Annotated in this window: 17 protein-coding genes; 6 read left to right on the top strand and 11 right to left on the bottom strand. The window is 73.1% G+C overall.

Features of this window, described 5'->3' with window-relative positions:
- Nucleotides 1-33: 33 nt before the first annotated feature.
- From H9657_RS18255 to H9657_RS18240, 4 genes are all read right to left on the bottom strand, one after another.
- A complete protein-coding gene (locus tag H9657_RS18255) occupies nt 34-1401 on the bottom strand; it encodes a hypothetical protein (protein WP_191784863.1) in 1368 nt (455 codons plus the stop codon).
- A gap of 101 nt (nt 1402-1502) precedes the next feature.
- Nucleotides 1503-1811, bottom strand: coding sequence for a hypothetical protein (locus tag H9657_RS18250; protein WP_225215637.1), 309 nt, complete (start codon nt 1809-1811; stop codon nt 1503-1505).
- Complete coding sequence (locus H9657_RS19790) at nt 1808-3766, bottom strand: glycosyltransferase (RefSeq protein ID WP_191784861.1); 1959 nt, start codon at nt 3764-3766, stop codon at nt 1808-1810. Before H9657_RS19790 ends, H9657_RS18250 begins: the two co-directional genes overlap by 4 nt.
- Before the next feature lie 60 nt (nt 3767-3826).
- On the bottom strand, nt 3827-4969 hold the full coding sequence (locus H9657_RS18240; RefSeq protein WP_191784860.1) for a glycosyltransferase family 4 protein: 1143 nt from the start codon (nt 4967-4969) through the stop codon (nt 3827-3829).
- 49 nt (nt 4970-5018) lie between these two features.
- Here H9657_RS18240 and H9657_RS18235 point away from each other — a divergent pair, with 49 nt between their 5' ends.
- Complete coding sequence (locus tag H9657_RS18235) at nt 5019-6140, top strand: glycosyltransferase family 4 protein (RefSeq protein ID WP_318241596.1); 1122 nt, start codon at nt 5019-5021, stop codon at nt 6138-6140.
- A 12-nt stretch (nt 6141-6152) separates the two neighbouring features.
- On the opposite strand, the gene H9657_RS18230 is transcribed toward H9657_RS18235, so the two are convergent.
- The 5 genes from H9657_RS18230 to H9657_RS18210 form a co-directional block, all read right to left on the bottom strand.
- Nucleotides 6153-7322, bottom strand: coding sequence for an ABC transporter ATP-binding protein (locus H9657_RS18230; protein ID WP_225215636.1), 1170 nt, complete (start codon nt 7320-7322; stop codon nt 6153-6155).
- Nucleotides 7322-8167 (bottom strand): ABC transporter permease, encoded by an 846-nt coding sequence (locus H9657_RS18225; protein WP_191784858.1) that lies wholly within the window; start codon nt 8165-8167, stop codon nt 7322-7324. The genes H9657_RS18230 and H9657_RS18225 overlap by 1 nt, the downstream gene beginning before the upstream one ends.
- A complete protein-coding gene (locus H9657_RS18220; protein WP_191784857.1) occupies nt 8164-9210 on the bottom strand; it encodes an NAD-dependent epimerase/dehydratase family protein in 1047 nt (348 codons plus the stop codon). Before H9657_RS18220 ends, H9657_RS18225 begins: the two co-directional genes overlap by 4 nt.
- A gap of 102 nt (nt 9211-9312) precedes the next feature.
- A complete protein-coding gene (locus H9657_RS18215; protein ID WP_191784856.1) occupies nt 9313-10155 on the bottom strand; it encodes an NAD-dependent epimerase/dehydratase family protein in 843 nt (280 codons plus the stop codon).
- Nucleotides 10156-10192: 37 nt separating this feature from the next.
- Nucleotides 10193-12070 carry a rhamnan synthesis F family protein gene (locus H9657_RS18210; protein WP_318241595.1) on the bottom strand — a complete coding sequence of 626 codons (1878 nt, stop codon included), beginning with the start codon at nt 12068-12070 and terminating at the stop codon, nt 10193-10195.
- A gap of 233 nt (nt 12071-12303) precedes the next feature.
- Here H9657_RS18210 and H9657_RS18205 point away from each other — a divergent pair, with 233 nt between their 5' ends.
- Nucleotides 12304-14901, top strand: coding sequence for an LGFP repeat-containing protein (locus tag H9657_RS18205; protein ID WP_191784855.1), 2598 nt, complete (start codon nt 12304-12306; stop codon nt 14899-14901).
- Nucleotides 14902-15068: 167 nt separating this feature from the next.
- Here H9657_RS18205 and H9657_RS18200 read toward each other — a convergent pair whose 3' ends face one another.
- On the bottom strand, nt 15069-16556 hold the full coding sequence (locus H9657_RS18200) for an alginate O-acetyltransferase AlgX-related protein (protein ID WP_191784854.1): 1488 nt from the start codon (nt 16554-16556) through the stop codon (nt 15069-15071).
- Nucleotide 16557: 1 nt separating this feature from the next.
- On the bottom strand, nt 16558-17985 hold the full coding sequence (locus H9657_RS18195; protein WP_191784853.1) for an MBOAT family O-acyltransferase: 1428 nt from the start codon (nt 17983-17985) through the stop codon (nt 16558-16560).
- Between the two features lie 147 nt (nt 17986-18132).
- Here H9657_RS18195 and H9657_RS18190 point away from each other — a divergent pair, with 147 nt between their 5' ends.
- The 4 genes from H9657_RS18190 to H9657_RS18175 all read left to right on the top strand — a co-directional run bounded on the left by H9657_RS18190 (nt 18133) and on the right by H9657_RS18175 (nt 22642).
- Entirely contained in the window at nt 18133-19212 is a 1080-nt protein-coding gene (locus H9657_RS18190) for a glycosyltransferase family 4 protein (RefSeq protein WP_191784852.1), read from the top strand.
- On the top strand, nt 19209-20279 hold the full coding sequence (locus H9657_RS18185; protein ID WP_191784851.1) for a glycosyltransferase family 2 protein: 1071 nt from the start codon (nt 19209-19211) through the stop codon (nt 20277-20279). The genes H9657_RS18190 and H9657_RS18185 overlap by 4 nt, the downstream gene beginning before the upstream one ends.
- A 34-nt stretch (nt 20280-20313) precedes the next feature.
- On the top strand, nt 20314-21309 hold the full coding sequence (gene rfbB / locus H9657_RS18180; protein WP_191784850.1) for a dTDP-glucose 4,6-dehydratase: 996 nt from the start codon (nt 20314-20316) through the stop codon (nt 21307-21309).
- A 106-nt stretch (nt 21310-21415) separates the two neighbouring features.
- Nucleotides 21416-22642 (top strand): LCP family protein, encoded by a 1227-nt coding sequence (locus tag H9657_RS18175; protein WP_318241594.1) that lies wholly within the window; start codon nt 21416-21418, stop codon nt 22640-22642.
- Nucleotides 22643-22802: the final 160 nt, after the last annotated feature.

Below are 22802 nucleotides of genomic sequence, written 5' to 3'. Positions count from 1 at the left end.
CTGCCCGGGTGACCCCGCTCGGCGGGCGGGGCCTCAGGCGTGCTCGAGGACCTGCTCGCAGGTGAGGAACAGGACGCGACCCGGCGAGACGGGCAGTGCCGCCTCGGTGTCGGGGGGCAGGTCGGCGCACGACTCGACGGCGTCCCGCACGGCCGGCGACCACTGCCCGTCGCGTCGTGACGAGACGGTCTGCGTGCTGGCCAGCGCGAACACGACGACCAGCACGGCCAGCACGGCCCCGCCCGCGACGTACGCGCGGCGGGCAGCCTGGGCACCCCGCTCACGCCCGCGACGCACGAGCACGGCGACCGACACCGGGACGACCGCCGCGGCGAACATCCCCGACGAGACCCCGTAGCGCGAGTTGAGCAGGCCCTCCCAGTGGTCGACGTTGGCGTGGCTGCCGTACCAGAACACCCAGGAGCCGTCGGCGACGGCGCCACCGGCGTAGACGGCCGCCGAGGCGAGGGCGAGCGTCACGGTGAGCAGCCGCTGCGCGGGGGTGCCACGCCACAGCGCGTACCCCGTGGCCACGGCGAGCAGCAGGGCGACGAGCAGGGGGACGAGGACGCCGCTGTCGAGCAGCAGCCGCTCGGAGACCGCGGGGTCGGGCTGCACGAGCGGCAGCACCGTGTTGACCAGCCAGCCCTTGACGATCGACCACAGGCCCGGCCACGCCGCCGTCGACGGTCGCGGGTCGGTCACGGTGGTCCAGAGCTGCGCCGCCGCACCCACGACGAGGGCACCCAGGACCGGACGGATGAAGCGGTCCCGCGCACGCAGCCGGAACGGCACGAGCGCGAGGAAGATCACCGCCTGCACCTCCGTCATCGCGCACAGGAGCATGACGACGGCCCAGCCCCAGCCCGCGCGGCGCGTGCGCGGGGTCGCGAGCACGAGCCACGGCACCAGCCACATGCAGTACGAGTGGATGTCCGCGAGGTTGCCGAGCACCTCCTGCGCCGCGAGCGGCAGGAGCAGCGTGACGGCCGCCAGCCCCAGACGTGCGGGGATCCAGTCGACGAGGTCCCGGCTCAGCACGAAGACGGCGACGGCAGCGAGCGCCGTGAGCAGCGCGCAGATCCAGAAGACCCCGATCGCGTAGTACTCCGTCGGCAGCCAGGAGGACGTCAGCGCGACCACGAGCCGCGGCACGAGGTGCTGGTAGCCCGCGTAGCCCTCGAGCAGCACGGCCCAGGGGCCCTGCTCGATCGCCTCCAGCAGGAAGATGTGGGCGTCCTCGGCCCAGACGACGTCGAGGTGCGGCCGCGGGACCCGCAGCACGCTCACCACGGTGCCCACCACCAGGATGGCCGCCATGAGCAGGCGCTCCAGCCGGCGACGGCTCGCGTCCTCGGTCAGGTCGTCGGTTGCGCTCGGCGCTCCGGCGATGGTCTGCACGGTCGTGCCCTCCTCCTCGCGTGGGCCGGCCGTGGCGCCATCACGGCCTTCACGGTAACCCACGCGCCCCGCCGTGACGGACAGGCGACGCACGGGCGGGACTAGCGGTGCCGGGTGCCGAACAGGCGGCGTCGGGACCGCGTCGCACCGGTGCGATCCGGCGCCGCGACGGGGTCCCCGTGCGACCCGCCGTCGGCCGGGTCGTCGCCGACCGGGCCGCCCGAGAGGCCGAGCAGGCCCTCGAGCTCGGCCACGCGGGCGCGCAGCGCCGCGTTCTCCACCCGGGACTGCGTCAGGCGCGAGCGCAGGTCGACCATGCGCGCCTGCGCGACCTCGCGCTCGCGCAGCGCCTGCTCCAGGCTCGGCAGCTCGACGATGTCACCGACGTCCTGGGCCTCGGGCATGCTCACTGGTCCTCCCCTGCCGGCCGGGACCAGGTCGCCGGACGCGCGAGTGCGTCGAAGTACAGGTCCACGAGCTCGTCGGCGAACCGCTCCCAGGTCAGACGGGCACCGTCGGACTCCACGGCAGCGACCTGCGCGCGACCCACCGACGGGTCGGACACGAGGGCGTCGACGGCGTCGGCGATCGACTGCGGGCTCCAGTCGCCCGCCACGACCGGGACGTGGGGCAGCAGCTCGGCGAGCGGGCCGAAGCCGACGAACACGGTCGGCGTGCCGAACACGGCCGCCTCGAAGGGGACGAGGCCGAAGCCCTCCCCCGACGTCGGGTACAGGACCACCTCGGCGTGCTCGAGCAGCCAGTCCCGCTCGGCCGTCGTCACGTCGGGGAGGAACGTGGGTGCCTCGTCGTCACCGAGCAGCGCGAGCACCTCCTCGTCCCGCGTGCCGCCGAGCGGCACGACGAACCCGGCGAGCACGAGCCGCAGGTCCGGGTGCTTCTCGCGGAGCAGCTGCCAGGCACGGACCGCGAGGTCACGGTTCTTGTGGGCGTACGTCGCGCCGAGCACGAGGAGGAACGGGTCGCCGGCCGCCTCGCCGTCGAGCTCGGCGGGCGGCACCGGCACCGCGTCGGCGCGCCGCAGGTGGTCGGTCCCGTTCTCGATCACGCAGACCGCGTGCGGCGCCACCGGCAGGCCGGCCGCGCGCACGGCACGCGCGACGTCGTGCGAGATCGTCACGACGGCGTCCGAGCCACCGACCGCGTCGCGCATGGCACGGCGGTACCGCGACCACCACCACGCGTTGAGGTGGTAGTGGCCGTTGTCGTAGGCCACGAGGTCCTGCACGGTGAGGACGATGCGCCGCGCGGCGGCCCGCCACTCCTCGATGGGCAGGGGGCCGTCGGGCTGGTAGGGGCGGTGCAGCACGTCCAGCCCGGTCGCGTCCGTCACGCTCAGGCCGTCGAGCGCGACGACCGTCACGCCCGGCAGGTCGAGGGTCGCCCGCGCGTAGTCGGGCACCACGCCGCCGGGCGTGGCCACGACGACCTCACGCACGCGCGGGTGGCGCGCGAGGGCCGCGACCTGCGCCAGCGTCGCGACCTGCGTGCCCATCTCGTGCGGTCCCAGGCACGACGCCTCGAGCATGACCCGCAGGCCCATCACGTGCGCGCGGCGCAGCGCGAGGGCGTCGGCCAAGGGTGTCCGCTCGTCCCGGACGTCCTCGTCGAACGCCTCGGGGAACAGGTGGTGGCGGGCGTGGAGCCAGGCGCGCTGCTCGTCGTCGCGGTGGGGCTCGGTCACGTCGCCGTGCTGCATGGGCCGCACGACGAACGTCGAGGCGTCGAGGAGGTTGCGCAGACCGCGACGCGCGCAGCGCAGCGCGAGGTCGATCAGCGCGGTGTCGACGCGCGGGCACGCCGGGTCGAGGCCGCCGAACGCGCGGACCACCGCGGCGCTGACGAGCACCGCGGAGCCGCCCGGGACGAGCAGCGGCACGCCGGCGTCAGCCGGGACGTCGCGCAGCGCGCGCGTCAGCGACGCCTCGTCGTGACCGTTCAGCACGATCCCGTCCGGGTGGTTGCGCCGCGGGAACGAGAGGTGTCCCCCGTGGTTCGTGAGGAACGAGACCGTCGCGACGCGGATGTCGTCCGCGAGCAGCGCCAGCGCGGGTCCGAGCGGATCGGGGGGCAGCACGACGGGGCTCGTCACGACGAGCACGGACCGCCAGCCCTGCGCCACCGCGGCGTTCAGCGCCTCGGCCGGGGACGCGGCGACGACCTCGACGCCGACACCGCCGTACAGCTCCTCGGCCGTGGCCACGGCCGCCGGCTCGACCAGCATCCGTACCGGCAGGGCCGCCCGGCGCAGCGACTGCACCGTGGGTGCCCATCCCGTCACGGGGCCCGACCACGACAGCAGTGCCAGCGCAGCCGTGCCCGAGTCGGTCGCGCGCTCGTTCACCAGCGAGGCTCCTTCCCCGGTACCGGCCGTCCGCGGCCGGCATCCTCGCTGGCAGCGCGGTCAGGCTACCTCACGCGGCGGCCTGACCTGGGCCTGCACCGCGCTCTCGAAAGCGGCGACGTGCGCCCGCGCGGCCGCGTCCCAGGTGAAGAGCGCGGCGCGCTCCACCGCCGCGGCCCGCAGCCGCTCGCGGCGGTCCGGATCGGCCAGCAGCGACGCGAGACCGTCGGCGATCGCGGCGCTCGACGTGCCGCAGTAGGCGACCGCGTCACCGCCGACCTCGGGCAGCGACAGCTCGCGGGTCGTCAGCACGCACCCGCCCGACGCCATCGCCTCCAGCACCGGCAGGCCGAAGCCCTCACCGAGCGACGGGTACGCCACGACGTCGGCACCGGCGAGCAGCGGGGCGAGGGACCCGACCGGCAGGTAGCCGGGCACGACGAGGCGCAGACCGGCGGGCACGGCCGCGCACGCTGCCGTCACCTCGTCGTCCCACCCGCGTGCGCCCGCCAGCACCAGCGCGGGCGGCTCCGGCAGCGTGGCCGCGACCTGCGTCCACGCGCGCACGAGGGCCGGCACGTTCTTGCGGGGCTCGAGCGTGCCGAGGAACGCGACGTACGGCCCGTCGAGCCCGAGCTCCCGGGCGACCTCCGCGACGTCCGCGCGCTCGACCGGGTGGAACACCTGCGGGTCCACGCCGTGGTGCGCGACGTGGAACTGCTCGGGGCGCGCGCCGACGAACCGCACGATCTCGTCCCGCGTCGCGGCCGACGGCACCACGAGCGCGTCCGCGCGCCGCACGGCGAGACGCGTCGCGGTGCGGAAGAACGTCCGCTTGACGCCCGTGTGCAGCTCGGGGTGGCTGAAGAAGGTGGCGTCGTGCAGCGTCACGACCGACGGCACCCCGAGCACGAGCGGCCGCGTGTAGTGCGGGCTGTGCACGACGTCGGCGCGGACCCGGCGCGCGAGGGACGGCAGACCGACCTGCTCCCAGGCCATCCGCACCGACCGCCGGCCGAGCCCCCGCACGACCTGGACGCGCACGCCCGCACCCGCGAACACCTCGGCGTCACGCTCGACGACCGCCACGACCACCTCCGTCCCCGTCCGGGCCAGGGCCGGGACCAGGTTGTCGACGTAGCGGCCGACGCCGCCACGGTCGGCGGGGACGGCAGTCGCGTCGACGAGCGCTCGAAGTGTCACGAGCCGGATTCTGTCATCCCCGGCGCGCACCTCCCTCTACAGTGACGTGGTGCCCGGACCCGACCAGCTCAGCGTCGCGATGGTCGTCGAGCAGCTCTACCAGCCTGTGCCCGGCGGCTCCGGCACGTACGTCGTCGCCCTCGGGGACGCCCTGCGTCGCCGCGAGGACCTGCGGGTCGTCGGCATCGCCGCGGCGCACCGCGGCGCACCGGCCGCGGACTGGCGGACGCAGGTACCCGTGCGCCACGCACCCCTCCCCCGCCGCCTGCTCTACGCGGCGTGGCAGCACGCGCACGTGCCGCGCGCGGAGCACGTCGCGCGCACCGCGCTCGACGTGTGCCACGCGACGACGTGGGCGGTGCCGCCGACCCGCGCGCCGCTCGTGGTCACCGTGCACGACCTGGCGTTCCTCGAGGGGCCCGAGCTGTTCACGCCGCACGGCAACGCCTTCTTCCGCCGTGCGCTCGACGACGTCCGGCGCCGGGCCGACGCCGTCGTCGTCCCGTCGCGTGCCACCGCCGACGACTGCGTCCGGGCGGGCATCGACCCCGACCTGCTGCACGTGGTCCCCCACGGCGTCGACGTCCCCCGCCCGAGCCCGACGGCCGTGGCCGCCGCGCAGGCGCGCCTCGACGTGGGCAGCGACTACGTCATGTGGGCGGGCACGGTCGAGCCCCGCAAGAACGTCGACCGCCTGCTGGAGGCCTACGCCGCCGCGGTCGCCGCGGACCCCGGCGTCCCGGACCTGGTCCTGACCGGACCGGCGGGGTGGGGCGCCGAGCCCGTCGTGCCGCCGTCGGTGCGCACGCGCGTCCGGCGGACCGGGCGGGTGTCTCGCGACGACCTGCACGCCCTGCTCGCGGGCGCCACCGCGTTCGTCTTCCCGTCGCTCTCCGAGGGGTTCGGCTTCCCGGTCCTCGAGGCGATGGCGCACGGCACGCCCGTCGTCACGTCGCGCGCGACCGCGTGCGCGGAGGTGCTCGGCGACACCGGGGTCCTCGTGGACCCGCTCGACGTCGACGACATCGCACGAGGCATCCTCACCGCGCTCGGCCCTGACGGCGCCCGCATGCGCGTGGCCGGCCGCGCCAGGGCGGCGACGTACACGTGGGACACGGCCGCCGAGCGGACGGTCGACGCGTACCGCGCCGCCGTCCGCCGCCGCGCGTGAGCGCGCGGGCCGTCAGCTCCAGGAGCCGCCCAGCAGGATGAGGCCCTCGTGGCCGCGCGCGCCCTCGGCGACCACGGCGAGCCGTGCCGCGTCGCTCAGGCGGTCGAGCTCGCGCTCGGGCTCGCCCTGCTCGAGGACGACCGCGTCCAGGACGTAGGTACCCGCCGCGGTCGGCCAGCTCTCGAGGTGCAGGTCCACCGCTCCGGTGCCCGGGCCCAGCGTGAGCGGCCCGAGCGCGTCCGACCGCGCGGTCCCGATGAGCATGCCGTCGGAGGTCCGCAGCTGGACCGCCAGGAGCAGCCCGGCGACCGCCCGGTCGGCCTGCCACTCGAGGCGCAGGTCGATCGGCGAGCCGACGGCGAGCTCCTGCACGGGACGGCCGTCCACGAGCGCCGTGAGCCCGGTCATGCGCACGTCGCTCGGGTGCACGTGCGCGGGCTCGGTCGGCGTCTGCGTGGTGGCGTCCGCGTACTTGCCCACCACGGCGTCCGCGGGGCCGACCTCGAGCACGCGCCCGTGGTCGAGCCAGGCGACCTCGTCGCACATGTTCCGCACCGAGCCCAGCGCGTGGCTGACGACGACGATCGTGCGCCCCTCGTCGCGGAACTGGTCGAACTTCGCCGCGCTGCGGCGCTGGAACGCCTCGTCGCCGACCGCGAGGACCTCGTCCACGAGCAGGATGTCGGGCTCGACGTTGATCGCGACGGAGAAGCCGAGCCGCACGTACATGCCCGAGGAGTAGTTCTTCACGGGCGTGTCGATGAACTGCTCGAGACCGGCGAACTCGACGATGTCGTCGAACCGCGCGTCGATGTCGCGCCGCGAGAGCCCCAGGATGGAGCCGTTCAGGTACACGTTGTCGCGCCCGGACAGCTCCGGGTGGAACCCGGCGCCGAGCTCGAGCAGCGCCGAGATGCGCCCGTTCGCGACGACCCGCCCCTTGTCGGGCACGAGGATGCGCGCGAGGCACTTGAGCAGCGTGCTCTTGCCGGAGCCGTTGTGCCCGACGAGCCCGTACGTCTTGCCGTACGGGATCTCCAGGTCCACGTCCCGCAGCGCCCAGAACTCCTCGAAGCGCGCGCGCCCGCGTCGCATCACGGCGCTCTTCACGGACTGGTTCCGCTCGTGGTAGATGCGGAAGCGCTTGGAGACGTCCTCCACGTTGATCGCGACGTCGGCCATCACAGCTCCTCGGCGAGTCGGGGCTCGAGCCGGCGGAACACCAGGTTGCCGACGAGCAGCGTGAGCAGGGCCCATCCCACGGCGGCGAGGAGGTACCGCGGCTCGGGGAAGGTCCCGTCGTAGAACATGTCGCGGATCGGCTCGATGAACGCGACCGCGGGGTTGAGCGTCGCGAGGTCCGCGAGCGGGATCCCGTTCCACCTGCCGGTCCCGCCGCCCAGCCCCTGCACGAGCGCGAGGGGGTAGACGATCGGGGTCGCGTAGAACCAGATCTGCATGAACAGACCCACGAAGTGCGCGACGTCCCGGAAGTACACGTTCGCGACGGACAGCGCGAGCGCGAGCCCGAGGCCGAAGGCGGCGAACAGCACCATGATGACCAGCAGCAGCGGGATCCACGGCAGGGCGTTCACGCCGAAGAAGGCGAACACGACGACCAGGACGCCCATCTCGACGAGGAACGTCACGAACCCCGCGCCGATGTGGGACAGCAGCAGCAGCCGCCGGGGGAAGTACGTCTTCTTGATGAGGTTGCCGTTGTCCAGGAGGACGGTCTGCCCGCCCTGCACCGCCACGGCGAGGAAGTTCCACGGCAGCAGGCCGCACAGCAGGAACAGCGCGTAGTTGGTCAGTCCGTCCACGCCGACCGGCGGCTGGACCCTCATGACCACCGCGAACACGGCCGTGTAGATCAGCGTGGTCGCGAGCGGGTTGATGAGCGACCACGCCCAGCCGAGGAAGGTCCCCTTGTACTTGCTGCGCAGCTCGCGGCGCACGAAGTTGACGAGGAGCTCACGCGAGGCGACGACCTCGCGGACCTCCTGCACGAGCTTGGGGCCGCTCATCGGGCCACCACCCCGTCGATCCAGGCGCACAGGCCCGCGATGCCCGACCGGAGGTCCACGCGGGGCTCCCAGCCCAGCGCGGCCCGTGCCGGCTCGACGTCCGCGACGGCCCAACGCACGTCACCCTCACGGAACTGGCCCGTGACGGTCGGGGCCGGCGCGCCGTAGTGCGCGGCGACGATCTCGGCCAGCTCCAGGACGGTCGTGCCCCGGCCCGTGCCGATGTCGAGCGGCACCGTGGACGGCGGGACGTCGAGCGTCTTCAGTACCGCGGCCGCGACGTCGTCGATGTGCACGAAGTCGCGGACGATCCGGCCGTCCTCGTACACGGGGATGGACCCGCCGTCACGGGCGATCTGCGCGAAGAACGGCACGATGCCGGTGTACGGGTTGGTCAGGGACTGACCCGGGCCGTAGACGTTCTGCAGCCGCAGCACGGTCACCGCGGCGTCGTGGGCGGACGCCCACGAGGACAGCAGGTGCTCCTGCGCGAGCTTGGTCGCGGCGTAGGTGCTCGCGGGGCGCGCCACGACGGCGTCGGCCCGGTGCGCGACGGGCTCGCCCGCGGGCTGCCAGCGCCCGGCGGCGAGGTCCTGGTGCGAGCGCAGCGGCGCGGGCACCACGGCCCCGTCGACCCGGTACGCACCCTCGCCGTACACGGCGCGGCTCGACGTCAGGACGACGCGCGGCGGCGCGACGCCGTGCCGCAGCAGGGCGTCGAGCATCTCGGTGGTGCCGATGACGTTCGCACGCGCGTGCCGCGTCGTCTCGGTGACGGACACCGCGGTGCCGGTCTCCGCGGCCAGGTGGATGACGACGTCGGGTGCGAACCCGTCGAGCACCTCGTCCCACGCGGCGGCGTCGGCGACGTCACGCGCGACGAGACGCACCCGCGCGTCGAGCGCGGCGGGCCGTGCACGGTCGGGGTGGACGTCCGGATGCAGCACGTCCATCGCGACGACCTCGTCGAAGCGGTCGGCCAGGGCGGCCGCGACGGCCGTGCCGATGAAGCCGGCACCGCCCGTCACTAGACAGTTGGTCACTCTCGTTCACTCCTCAAGGGCGGACACCCGGACGCTCGCGCGGGACCGGACGGTCGACCCGTCCGGTGCACGACCCCTGGACGTCCGCCGTCAGGGCCGCCGTCACCGGGGCGCGGCCGCGAGCACGGCACGGATCTTCGTGTCGTCCCCCCACACGGCGGGCGAGTCGTACGGCCGGTCCGGGAAGGCACCGTACTCCAGCTTGATGTCGTACCCGTGCTCGGCGATGTACTGCTCGACCTGCTGCGCCAGCGGCACGGGCCTGCCCGAGCAGCAGTTGATCACACCGGCGACCTCGTCCTGCAGGCAGACCGCGGCGATCTGGTTCCCCAGCTCGCCGACCTCGATGAAGTCGTACTGGTTGGTCCCCGAGTTGAACGGGAAGGTCTTCTTCCCCTCGCGGGCCGCGTCGGCGATCTTGGTGAAGACCGAGCGGCTGCGGGCGTCGTCGCCGTAGATGTAGTAGCAGCGGATCCACTGCAGGACCGTCCCGGAGCCGGCCAGCCGCAGCGTCAGCGCCTCGCGCAGCGCGTTCTTGGCGATGCCGTACAGCGAGCGCGGGTTCGCGGGGGTGTCCTCATCGATCGGACCCTCCCAGTAGCCGATCTCGTGCATCGTGCCCAGCACGGCGATCCGACCGACGCCCGCGGCGGCCAGGCCGTCGAGGAAGCGGAAGTGGTCCGAGAGCCGCAGCATGTGCACGGGGTCGTTGTGGACGAAGCCCGCCTCCCACGCCATGTGCAGGCACGCGTCGACCGCGCCGACACGCGCCAGGAGGTCCTCGGCGAAGATGTCGGCGCAGACCCACTCGACGCCGTCCTGCGCGGGGCCCGGGGGTGTCCCAGGGCGATGGACTGCGACGACCTGGGCGCCGCGTGCCACGAGGGCGTCGACAGCGTGGACCCCGATGTAGCCGCCGGCACCGGTCACGAGTATGCGCGTCACGGCGGACAGTCTGCCGGACGCCCCGGCAGGGACCGAATCAGCGGTCACGCGTGAGCCGTCCGGTCAGGCGCCGGCGCCCGCGGTACGCCGACCGCGCCACGAGGTACACGGGCCGCGCGGCACGGCTCAGCCGCGGCAGGTGGTCCGACACGAGGCGCTTGAGGTCCCCGAGGAACGTGGTCGACTGCAGCCGCGTGAGCTCGTCCACCTGGTCCTGGGTGTAGGCGGGCAGCAGCGCGCTGATCCGCTGCAGCTTGTACTCCAGGAACGTGTGCGAGATGCCCGCCCAGTCGCGGTTGAGGATCGCGCGGACGTGGAAGCCGGCGTTCATGGCCGCGTACGCGAGCAGCCGCTCCTGGACGTGGGCGAGGCCGCCGTCCTTGTGGCCGGGCTCCGCGGGGTAGTCGCTCCAGGCGAACTCGTAGTCCGTGAGGTCGCGCAGCGCCTCGGGCCGGAACCAGAACATCGTCCCGTAGGCCGCGATGGGCGTCGAGCGGTCGAACGTGGTCGTGATGCCGAGCTTCTCGGCCCACTCCTCGGCGGGCTCCCGGTTGTTGAACCACGCGTGCCCGAGCGTCGGGAAGCCGATGTGCACGACCGGCGGGAACATCATGCCGAGCGTGTCGTTCTCCTCGAACAGGCGCAGCACCTTGGCGACGTACCCCGGGCTGAGCAGGAGGTTGTCGAACATGTGGCGCTTGAAGAGCTGCCCGTTGTTGTAGTCGTTCTGCGGCGACTTCTTGGAGTGCACGCGCAGCGCGTAGTCGTAGTCGCCGGACCGCAGCACGTCGCGGAACGTGATGAACAGCGAGCTCATGTCGCGCCCACGGTTCTGCTCGACGACGCGGACCTCGAGCTTGCCGACCCCGGCCGCGCCGCCGAGCGTCTGCTCGAGCTCGGCACGGTTGGGCTCGCTGCTCGTCGAGACGTACAGGTCGTACTCGACCGGGATGTTCGCGAGGCACGCCATGATCTCGTCGGCCATGTCGGCGTAGTACATGTGCGCGAAGACGGCGATCCGCCGCTCGGGCGGCGGGCGCCAGCCGTCGTCCTCCTCGGGCAGCACCTCGAGCAGCGACAGGTTCGTGTGCAGCGTGCGCGGCTCGACCGTCCGCACGACGTTGCGCCAGATCAGGTCGACCGGGTAGTCGGTCTCGGCCTCGAGCCTCTCGACGAGCCGGCGTCCGATGATCGCGCGCCGGTCGAGGTAGGTGGGCTCGTGGAAGAAGATCCGCCGCTTGACGATCGGGCAGCGGTCGTCGAGGAGCAGCGAGAAGTCCTCGAAGATCGGGTGGTCGTCCGGGTAGTTCTCCGGCGGGTAGGCCACGTCGAACCGGAAGCCCTTGGCGGCGAAGTGGCCGGTGAAGCGCGACTCGTGCTTGAGGATCGAGTCGTCGTACGACGTGATCATCGGCATGGTGTCCCAGTACGACCGGAACTCGCGCGACACCAGCATCCGGTGGCGGACGGCGATCCAGTGCGACTGGATGTGCATGGGCAGCACGTCGGGACCGGCGCCGAAGGGGTTCGGGTCGACCTCCTTGTGAGCCGTGACGCCCCAGAAGTCGACGTCGGCCGCGTCCATGCGGTCGAACAGCTCGCTGAACGGGAAGACCGGGCCGAACACCGTGTAGTTCATGAAGAGCGCTTCGTCGTACTCGGCGAGCCGGTCCCACCCGAAGGCCTCCATGGCCTCCTTGTAGCCCCAGACGTCGAACCCGACGTTCTCCCGGACCCAGACGGTGTCGGCGACGGCGTCGAGCCGGCTCCGCGAGTCGGGGGTCAGGGCGGAGTTCGAGACGACGAACACGTGCTCGGCGTGCGGTCGCAGCGCCGCGAGCATGTGGGTCACGTAGTCGTCGACGACACCCTGCGAGTCGTAGAACAGGTAGAACACGACGCGCTTGATCGCCACGGCTTCCTCCGCACTTCGTCGGTCTGGTCGCGCCCCCCACGCATCACCGACCCGGGCCGCACGTGGAGGCGGGAGGGGGGTGACAGCGCACCGGACTGCACTGACGCCGAGGATCCACCTCATGACGTCCGGAGCCGCCAGCATAGACCGCACGCAGGGGCCTGGTCCGCGCGGGCCACGACACGCGGGGGCGGCTCGCCGTGTTGTACGGTACCGCCCCGTAGCCTCGGGCCGTGATCCCGCACGCCGCCCGACGCCCGGCCGACACCGTCCGCGCGGCGCCCCGCCGCCGGCCTGCTGTGCTGGCGGCGGTGACGACCGTGCTGGCCATGACGCTGGGCACGCTGGTCGCGGCGCCGGCCCAGGCCGCCGACCCGCGCTACTTCGACCCGGGCAACATCATCGCCGACGAGGTCTTCTTCGACGGCGGTGCGATGGACGTCGCGGCCGTGTCCGCCTTCATCGCCGACAAGGGCCGCTCGTGCCGTGCGGGCAACGACGGCACGCCGTGCCTCAAGGACTACCGTGAGTCGACCTGGACCCGCAGCCAGAGCGGGTGCGCGTCGACCTACGAGGGCGCGGCGAACGAGACGGCGGCGCAGATCATCGTCAAGGTCGCCCGGGCGTGCGGGGTCAACCCCCGCGCGCTGCTCGTCCTGCTCCAGAAGGAGCAGAGCCTGGTCACGGCGTCGGGCTCGAGCCTCTACGCGACGCGCTACCGCTCGGCGACGGGCTACGGCTGCCCGGACACCGCTCCGTGCGCCTCGCAGTACTACGGCTTCTTCAACCAGGTCTATCTCGCAGCACGGCAGTTCCGTCTCTACGCGGCCAACCCCACGTCGTACGCCCACCGGCCGGGGACCACCAACACGGTCCGCTTCCACCCCAACGCCGCCTGCGGGTCGTCCAGCGTGCTCATCCGCAACAGCGCGACCGCCGGGCTGTACAACTACACGCCCTACCAGCCGAACGGCGCGGTGCTGGGTGGCAGCCCGGACGGGTGCTCGTCGTACGGCAACCTCAACTTCTGGTCCACGTACACGGACTGGTTCGGGTCCACGCAGTCCCGGTTCACCGTCACCGGCGCGGTGCTGGAGCTGTGGGCGAGCCTGGGCTACTCGGCGTCGCCGATCGGTGAGCCCGTGGGCAACCTCGTCACAGGGCTGAAGGACGGCGGGTCGTTCCAGCCGTTCCGGAACGGCGCCGTCTACTCGTCGCCCGCGACCGGGACCCACTACGTCACCGCGGCGTACGACGTCGCCTGGCCGACGAGCCGCCGCGAGAACGGGCCGCTCGGCTACCCGCTCACCGACCCGCGCCCGCTGCGCGCGGGCGGGAGCTACCAGGTGTTCCAGGGCGGCGCGATCTACTCGTCGCCCGTCGGCGGCACCCGCGCCGTCCTGCCGGCGGTCGACGCCGCGTGGCCGCCCGCCACGCGTGAGAACGGACCCCTGGGGTACCCGACCACCGACCTGCTGAGCACCCGCGACAACGCCTCGTTCCAGTGGTTCGAGGGCGGCGGCATCTACCTCTCCGCGCACGGGACCTTCGCGGTCCCGCGCGCGGTCGACACCGCGTGGGCCGCCGGCGGCCGCGAGAACGGCCCGCTGGGCCTGCCCACCTCGGCGGCCACGAGGACGAGCTCCGGCGAGACCCGCCAGAGCTTCGAGCGTGGCCTGGTGGTCGTCCTCGCCAACGGCACGGCGTTCACGACGACGACGTCGATCGCCGCCCGCTGGGACGCCGCGGGCGGTGCGACGGGCTCGCTCGGCAAGCCGCTGTCCGGCTCCGTCGCCCTGCGCGGCGGCGCCTACCAGTCCTTCGAGCGCGGCTCGGTCTACTCCTCGACGGCCGGCACGTTCGTCGTGACGCCGACGGTGGACGCGGCCTGGCCACCGAGCTCGCGCGAGAACGGCCCGCTCGGGTACCCCACCTCCGACGCCGTGACCGCACCGGACGGCCGCACCACGCAGACGTTCCAGGGCGGCATCGTGACGAGCGCTGCGGGCGGGCCCGTCCTCGCGGTGGCCGCGCCGGTGCACGCGCCGTGGGCTGCCACGGGAGGCCTCACGGGCTCCTTCGGCCCGCCCTCCTCACCCTTCATCACCGGGCTGCGCAACGGCGGCGGCTACCAGGTGTTCGCACGCGGCGGCGTCTGGTCCAGCCCATCGACCGGTGCCCACGCGGTCTCCCCCGCCTTCGACGCCGCGTGGCCGACCTCGCAGCGGGAGAACGGCCCGCTGGGGTACCCGACGTCCCGCGTGTTCCCGCTGCGCGACGGCGGCAGCTTCCAGGCCTTCCAGGGCGGTGGCATCTGGTCGTCCCCGGCCGGCGCCTACGCCGTGTCCGCCGCCTTCGACGCCGCCTGGCCGTCCAGCCAGCGCGAGAACGGACCGCTCGGCTTCCCGACGTCGGCGGCGGTCCGCGACGGGTCGGGCATGACCGTGCAGACGTTCCAGGGCGGCCGCGTCGTCCAGGCCCCCGGGCGCGCGCCGGTGGCGCTGACGAAGGCCGTGTGGGACGCCTGGCAGGCCGCCGGCGGGGTGGCCGGGCTCGGCGTGCCGACGTCCGAGGCCCGCGGCGGCCTGCGGAACGGTGGCTCGTTCCAGACGTTCGAACGCGGTGGCGTCTGGACCTCCGGCGCGGGCAGCTTCGCCGTCACGGCGGCGTTCGACGCGGCATGGCCGTCGAGCCAGCGCGAGAACGGCCCGCTGGGCTACCCCACGTCGGCCGCGCGCACCGACGCCTCGGGCAGGACCGTCCAGACGTTCGAGCGCGGGCGGCTCGTGCAGGCGAGCCCGGGCGCGCAGGTCGTGGCGACGCTCGGCTGACCGCAGGGCGGTCCGCCCGGCGCCGCGCACCCGCGGGTGGTGCGGGCACCCCGCACACGGGTGAGCCGGGCCCCGCACTGGGGGTGAGCCGGGGTCCCCGCACAGGGGGGTGAGCCGGGCACCCCGCACCGGCGATGGGCCGGGGCGCCCCCGCGGGACGGGCTGCGTCAGGAGGCGGGGCGCACCGAGACGGACGTGAGCGTCGCCGCCGCCGACCCGTCCACGGGACGGAGCGTCACCTGGGACGCACCGGCGGGCAGGTGCGCGAAGAGGACGTTCGCGTCGCGTGCGACGCGCAGCGGCGTGACGGTCCCGTCGTCGGAGACGACCTCGAGCTGCCCCGGACCACCGGCCAGGAGGCTGACCCGCAGGACCTGCCCCGCCGTGCCCGACGGCTGCCACGTCACCTCGGCGCCCTCGGCGTCGAGCTCGCCGTCGACGGCGACCGCGCCGGGGGTCGCGGCGTCGGCGGACCAGTCGAGCTGGAGGGACGCGTCCGCGTCGTCGTACGCGTTCGCGGCGTGCCACGTCGCGGCGTCGGGCAGCCCGGAGTTGAAGTGCCGCTCGGCCATCTCGAAGATCACCACGTCGGGCTGCACCAGGTCGACGAGCGCCTGGAGGTTCGGCGCCTCACCGTGGTTGTCGATGTTGTGGCGCACCTGGACCGTCCGCCCGAAGGACGCCTGCAGGTAGGGCGTGAGCGCGTCGCCCATCGAGTCGCGCAGCACGAGGGCCGTCAGGTCGTTGCCCGCGGCGGTGCTGGTGGTCGTGCGCGGCAGGTCGAGCAGCGAGGTCGGGGCCTCGCCGCCCATGGGGACCGTCGAGCCGTCGGGCTGCACGACCGCGTAGTCGGGCAGGTCCTCGTCGAGCAGCGGGTTGGTCCACGGGTTCGGCGCCCGCACGCCCATCATCGCGTCGAACTCGTTGGGCCCGTCGTCGACCGTCTCGATGCCCTCGAGTCCGGGGACCGCCGGGTCCAGACCGTCCACCCTGTCCTCGAGCACCTCGGCGAGGCCCGTCCACCCCACGTACGCGCCGTAGTCGGTCCAGTGGCTGTTGAGCGGCGAGTACGTGGGGTCCTCCGCGTCGCGCAGCACCCCGCGCAGGTCGACCAGGCCGAGGTCCGGGCGGGCCTCGAGCACGGCGTCGAAGGACGTCGGTCCGCGCACGTCGTCCGTCCAGGCCGGGAGCCGGTCGGGGTACACCGACCACTTGGCCGGCCCCACGGCGAACACCATGGGGATGCCGCGGGTCTCGAGCCACGTCTGCTGCTGGGCGACGACGTCGGCCCACGCGTCGGCCTCGCCCGGCGTCAGGACCTTGCGCCCGATCGCCTGGGAGAAGTTGAGGTTCTGGACGTCGCCGAGGAACATCCAGCCGTCGCGGCCGACGACGCCCACGGCCTCGTTCGACGACGTGTCCAGCCGGTACAGCAGGGTCGAGTACGCCGCGACGCTGTTGTTCCACAGCGGCGTGCCGGCGCGCAGCCGGTTCGACTGCGCCTGCCACGACGCCGGGTCGTTCACGAGCACGCTGATGGTCTCGCGCACGTGGTCCGACGCGCCGACGGCGACCACCGGTGCGACCAGGGCGGCCATGAAGACGCCGACGGTGAGCTTGCGACCTGCGGCGGGCGTGAAGTGGATTCGCTTCATCTCAGAACCTGAAGTAGAGGAACGGGCTGTACGCGCCCGCGAGCACCTTGGTGCTCGCGAGGACGAAGAGCAGCGAGAACACGACCCATCCGAGGACGAGACGCGTGCGCGGCGAGAGACGCTCCTTGAGCCACGGGTACACCGGCATGCTCAGGACCATAGCCACGACACCGGTCACGACCAGCCACGGGTTGACGAACTCCCCCAGGGGGCGCACGGCGGCGCCGCTCGGGCCGAGCCCGATCATGTGGGCGAGCAGGTCGGTGGCGTACCCGAAGCTCTCGGCGCGGAACAGGACCCAGCCGACCATGACGACGCCGAGCGTCCCCGCCCAGCGCAGGAAGGACGGGATGCGACGGTTGTCGATGTCGAGCACGCGCTCCATGACGATGAAGAACCCGTGCCACAGACCCCACACGAGGAACGTCCACTCGGCCCCGTGCCACAGGCCGGTCAGCATGAAGACGATCAGCGAGTTGAGGTACGTCCGGTACTTGCCGGCCCGGCTCCCGCCCAGCGGGATGTAGACGTAGTCGCGGAACCACGACGACAGCGTCATGTGCCAGCGCCGCCAGAACTCGCGGATCGAGCGCGAGATGTACGGGTAGTTGAAGTTCTCGGGGAACCGGAACCCCATCATCATGGCCATGCCGATCGCCATGTCGGAGTAGGCCGAGAAGTCGAAGTAGATCTGCAGCGTGTACGCGATGACGCCGAGCCACGTGGTCGAGGTGCTCAGCTGGTCGGACGGGAGCGCGAAGATCGCGTCCGCCGTCACCGCGAACGTGTCGGCCAGCAGCACCTTCTTGGCGAAGCCCGTGACGAACCGGATGATGCCCTGGAACACCATCGTGTCGGTGACCGCACGGTGGTCGAGCGCCTCCGCGACGTCGCGGTAGCGCACGATCGGACCGGCGATGAGTTGCGGGAACATCGACTTGTAGGCACCGAAGACGATGAAGTTCCGCGTCGGTGCGATGGTCCCCCGGTACACGTCGACCAGGTAGCTGATGCCCTGGAAGACGAAGAAGGAGATGCCCAGCGGCAGGGCCACCTCGATGACCGGGACGATCTCGCCGAGGCCGATCGCCGACGACAGCTCGTCGACGGTGCGGGTGAACAGGCCGATGTACTTGAACCAGACGAGGACCGCGAGGTTGAGCACGATGCCGACGACCAGCAGCCCGCGACGTCGCCGGCGCGTCCGGTCCGGGTCCTCCGGCTCGGCCCCGCCCATGAGCGCACCGACCGCGTAGTTGAGGACGATCGCCGCGATGAGCGCGACGATGCCGTTCTTGTCCCCGATGTAGTAGAACGTCAGGCTCGCGAGGAGGATGAACGCGTTGCGGAACCGCGGCCGCAGCAGGTAGTACGTGACGAGGAACGCCGGTAGGAAGCCGAAGACGAACAGGTACGAGCTGAAGACCACTGTCGGCCGCCTCTGACCTCTCTCCGGGGACACGCCCGTCACGTCGACGCGACGGGCGGGATCGGCCTCGGCGCACCGGCCGGGCCGGGACAGACTACACAGCCGCGGGGGCCGCGCGGCCGAGCGCGGGCGTGAGAGCATCACCGCGTGAGAGTGATCCTCGACGCGACGCCGCTCCTGGGCCGTCGTACCGGGATCGGCCGCTACGTCCGTGAGCTCGTCGGTGCGCTCCGCGCGGGGTCGCCGGTCGCGGACCTCGACCTCGGCCTGAGCACGTGGACCTGGCGGGGCGGCCGCCTGACGGACCTCCCGCCGGGCACCCACCAGGTCGGCCGCCCGGTGCCGGCGCGCGTGCTGCAGAGCGCGTGGCGCCGCATCGACGTGCCCACCGCCGAGCAGCTGTACGGCGCGCTGGACGTCTTCCACGGCACGAACTTCGTCTCGGCACCGACCCGGCGCGCGGCCGAGGTGCTCACGGTGCACGACCTGACGTTCCTCGACCTGCCGACCACGGTCGCCCCCGCGAGCCTCGCCTACCGCGACCTCGTCCCCCGCGCGCTCGACCGCGGCGCGCACGTCGTGACGCCCACGCTGCACGTGGCCGAGGCCGTCCGGGCGCGGTACGGGCTGCCCGCCGACCGCGTGACCGCGACCCCGCTCGGGGTCGACGCCTCCTGGTTCGGGCCGCAGGGCCCCTCGCCGGTCCCGCACGACGACTACGTCGTCTTCGTCGGCTCGCTCGACCCCCGCAAGAACCTCCCCCGCCTCCTCGAGGCCCACCGCGAGCTGCGGGCGCAGGACCCCGGCACCCCGGACCTCGTGCTGGCCGGCCCCGCGGGCCGCGAGCCCGGCATCGCGGACGCGCCCGGCGTCCACGTCGCGGGCTGGCTCGACGACGCGTCGCTGCGCGCCCTCGTCGCCGGTGCGCGCGCGCTCGTCCTGCCGTCGCTCGACGAGGGGTTCGGGCTGCCGGTCCTCGAGGCGCTCGCCGCGGGGCGTCCCGTCGTCGCCGCCGACATCCCGTCGCTGCGCGAGGTCGGGGGCGACCAGGTCGAGCTCGCCGACCCCACCGACACCGCGTCGATCGCCGCGGCCGTGGCGCGTGCCGTCGCGGCCGACGACGACGCGGCGGCGCGTGACGCGCGACGGGCGCGCGCGTCCCTCTACACCTGGGCGCGCTGCGCCCGCGCGACCCTCGCCGTCTACGAACGGGCGGCCGCCTCGTGACGCAGCCCGACGTCACCGTCGTGACCGTCACCTACAACGCGTCCGCGCTGGTGCTCGACTGCCTCGCGAGCCTGCGCGCCCAGCGGCTCGGCGACGTGACCATGGACGTCGTCGTGGTCGACAACGCGTCGAGCGACGGCACGGCCGACCTCGTCGAGGCGCGCGCGCCCTGGGTCCGGGTGCTGCGCGCGCGCGAGAACCTCGGCTTCGCGGGCGGCAACGACCTCGCGCTGCGCGACGTCACCAGCCGCTACGTGCTGCTCGTCAACAACGACGCGACGCTGGAGGCCGACACCGTGCGCACCCTCGTCGAGGCGATGGACCGGGCGGCGCCCGACGTCGCCGCGATGTCACCGACGGTGCTGCTCGCCGAGCACTTCCGCGCCGCGGCCCCGACGGACACCCGCGGCGTGGTGACCGGGCCGGACGGCCGCTGGACGCCGGACCCGGACGGTGACGTCCGGCTCGTGAACTCGACGGGCAACGAGGTGCGCACCGACGGCTACGGCGTGGACCGCGGCTGGCTGGCGCAGGCGGCGCAGCACCGGCCGCCCCGCGACGTGTTCGGGTTCACGGGGGCCGCGGCCCTGCTGCGCACCGCCGCGCTGCGCCAGGTCGGGCTCTTCGACGAGACCTTCTTCATGTACTACGAGGACACCGACCTGTCGTGGCGGCTGCGGCTCGCGGGGTGGCGCGTCGAGCACTGCCCCGGAGCGGTCGTGGAGCACGTGCACTCGGCCTCGTCGGTGGAGGGCTCGGCGTTCTTCCGGTTCCACGACACCCGCAACCGCCTCGCGACGCTCACCAAGTGCGCGCCCGCCGGGCTCGTCGTGCGCGCCGTCGCGCGCGACGTCGTGACGACGGTCTCGATCCTGGTGCGCCGGACCCGCCCGGCCGAGCACGCACGGACACGCCTGCGGGCGCTCTCCTCGTACGCCATGATGCTCCCGGCACTGCTCGCCGAGCGACGACGCATCGGACGGACGGCCGCCGTCCGGCGCCGGGACGTCGCCGCCCACCTCGTCCCCGTCGCAGCCGCCTACGGTCCCTACCGGGACGCGGGGTAGTCTCGTCGGTCGTCCCATCCAGGAGGAAACCGCCATGCGCATGCTCGTCACCGGCGGAGCCGGCTTCATCGGCTCCAACTTCGTCCACCAGACGGTGCGTGAGCGGCCCGACGTCCACGTCACGGTGCTCGACGCGCTCACGTACGCGGGCGACGAGCGCAGCCTCGACCCCGTCGACGGCAGGGTCGTCTTCGCCAAGGGCGACATCGCGGACCCCGACATCGTCGACCAGCTGGTCAAGGACGTGGACCTGGTCGTCCACTTCGCGGCGGAGTCGCACAACGACAACTCCCTGCACGACCCGTGGCCGTTCGTGCGCACCAACGTCATCGGCACGTACCAGCTGCTCGAGGCGGTCCGCCGCCACGACGTGCGCTACCACCACGTGTCGACCGACGAGGTCTACGGCGACCTCGAGCTCGACGACCCGGCCAAGTTCACGCCGGACACGCCGTACAACCCGTCGAGCCCGTACTCCTCGACGAAGGCGGCCTCCGACCTGCTGGTCCGCGCGTGGGCCCGGAGCTTCGGCGTGCGCGCCACGATCTCGAACTGCTCGAACAACTACGGGCCGTACCAGCACGTCGAGAAGTTCATCCCGCGGCAGGTGACGAACGTGATCGACGGCGTGCGCCCCAAGCTCTACGGCACGGGCGAGAACGTGCGTGACTGGATCCACGTCGAGGACCACAACTCCGCCGTCTGGCGCATCATCGAGGACGGCCGCCTCGGCGAGACCTACCTCATCGGCGCGGACGGCGAGAAGGACAACAAGACGGTCATCGAGCTGATCCTCGAGCTCATGGGCCAGCCGGCCGACGCCTACGACCACGTCAACGACCGCCCCGGCCACGACATGCGCTACGCGATCGACGCGACCAAGCTGCGCACGGAGCTGGGCTGGGAGCCCCGCTACACGACCTTCGAGGACGGTCTGGCGGCGACCATCGAGTGGTACCGCGCGAACGAGGCGTGGTGGCGTCCGCAGAAGGACGCCACGGAGGCGAAGTACGCGGTCCTGGGCCGCTGACGAGCGCACCCGCGGGGGCTCGTGCGCCCGTTCTCCACGAATCCTCTACGCGCCGGGCGCGCGGAGCACGCCTGCGGCGGGTCGTCCACCACCTACGATCTGGTCCGTGAGTTCTCGCCATGCCGCGCCCCGGCGCGCTCGCGCCCCCCGCCACGCCAGGAGCCTCGCCTCGCACGGCGTGCTGCGGGGCGTCGCGCTCCTGGTGACGAGCGTCGTCGTCTTCGGTGCGGCGGGCGCGACCGCCGTCGCCGCCCGGATGACGGGCAACGTCTCCGACCTGGACCTCGACGGCCTGGTCGCCGCCGCGCCGACGCCGACCTCGGCGCCCGACCCGTCGGACGTCCACGCGGGTCAGCCGGTCAACGTGCTGGTGCTCGGATCCGACCAGCGCGACGGCGTCAACGGCGAGATCGGCGGCGACGAGAAGGGCATGCGGTCCGACACCACGATCCTCGTGCACGTCTCGGCCGACCGGACCCGGGTCGAGATGGTCTCGCTGCCGCGCGACTCCCTCGTCGAGATCCCGAGCTGCACGCTCACGGACGGCCGCACGACGCGGGCGCAGAAGCGCGCCATGCTCAACTCGGCCTTCGCCCTGGGCTGGGACCAGGGCAACGACCTCGCGTCGGCCGCGGCCTGCACCGTCAACACGGTGCAGGCCAACACGGGGGTCGCGATCACCGACGTCGTGGTCGTGGACTTCGCCGGGTTCCAGAACATGGTGAACGCGATCGGCGGGGTGCCGATGTGCATCGCCCAGGACCACTACGACGAGTACACGGGCCTCGACATCAAGGCCGGCCAGCAGGTCCTCGACGGCGTGACCGCGCTCCAGTACGCCCGCGCGCGGCACGGCACCGGGTTCGACGGCTCGGACACGATGCGTGCCGGGCGCCAGCAGGAGCTCGTCTCGCGCGTCGCCAACGAGGTGCTGTCGAAGAACCTGCTGACCGACGGTGCGCAGCTCCTGCAGTTCCTCAGTGCCGCGACGCAGTCCCTCACGACCAACCTGTCCGTCGGGGACCTCACGGGCCTCGCCTTCAGCCTGCGCGGCATCGACCGTGACAACATCGTCTTCATGACCGTGCCGTGGGCGCCCGCGAGCAGCGACCGCAACCGCATCGAGTGGACGCCCGCGGCCGACGACCTGTGGGCCAACATCGCGGCCGACGTGCCGATGCTCGGCGCTCCCGAGGTGCCCGACGTCCCGCAGACGCCCGAGACCCCGGGGTCGACCGACCCCGCCCCGCCGCCCCCGGTCGACCAGCCGACCGAGACGAAGACGCCCGGCGTCGACCCGTTCACGGCCGCCGACACCAACACGAGCTGCTGAGCAGGCGCATGCCGGGACGCCGCGAGGACGACACCAACCCGCCCCCCAGCTTCGCACCCGACGCCGGACGCTCCCGGCCGGGCGCCGAGGGCGCCCGCGTCGTCGGTCGGTCGGCGGCGCGCCCGCCCGCCCCGCCCCCCGCGGCCCGCTCGCCCCCGTC

Source organism: Cellulomonas avistercoris, assembly GCF_014836445.1.
GTDB lineage: Bacteria > Actinomycetota > Actinomycetes > Actinomycetales > Cellulomonadaceae > Cellulomonas > Cellulomonas avistercoris.
The sequence above is the reverse complement of the archived record's forward strand: the minus strand, read 5'-3'. Positions and strand labels throughout refer to the sequence as shown.

Coding starts and splice junctions, on each gene's coding strand:
- H9657_RS18230 (WP_225215636.1), bottom strand. CDS start 7,322: ATGGCCGACGTCGCGATCAACGTGGAGGACGTCTCCAAGCGCTTCCGC.
- H9657_RS18225 (WP_191784858.1), bottom strand. CDS start 8,167: ATGAGCGGCCCCAAGCTCGTGCAGGAGGTCCGCGAGGTCGTCGCCTCG.
- H9657_RS18200 (WP_191784854.1), bottom strand. CDS start 16,556: ATGAAGCGAATCCACTTCACGCCCGCCGCAGGTCGCAAGCTCACCGTC.
- rfbB (WP_191784850.1), top strand. CDS start 20,314: ATGCGCATGCTCGTCACCGGCGGAGCCGGCTTCATCGGCTCCAACTTC.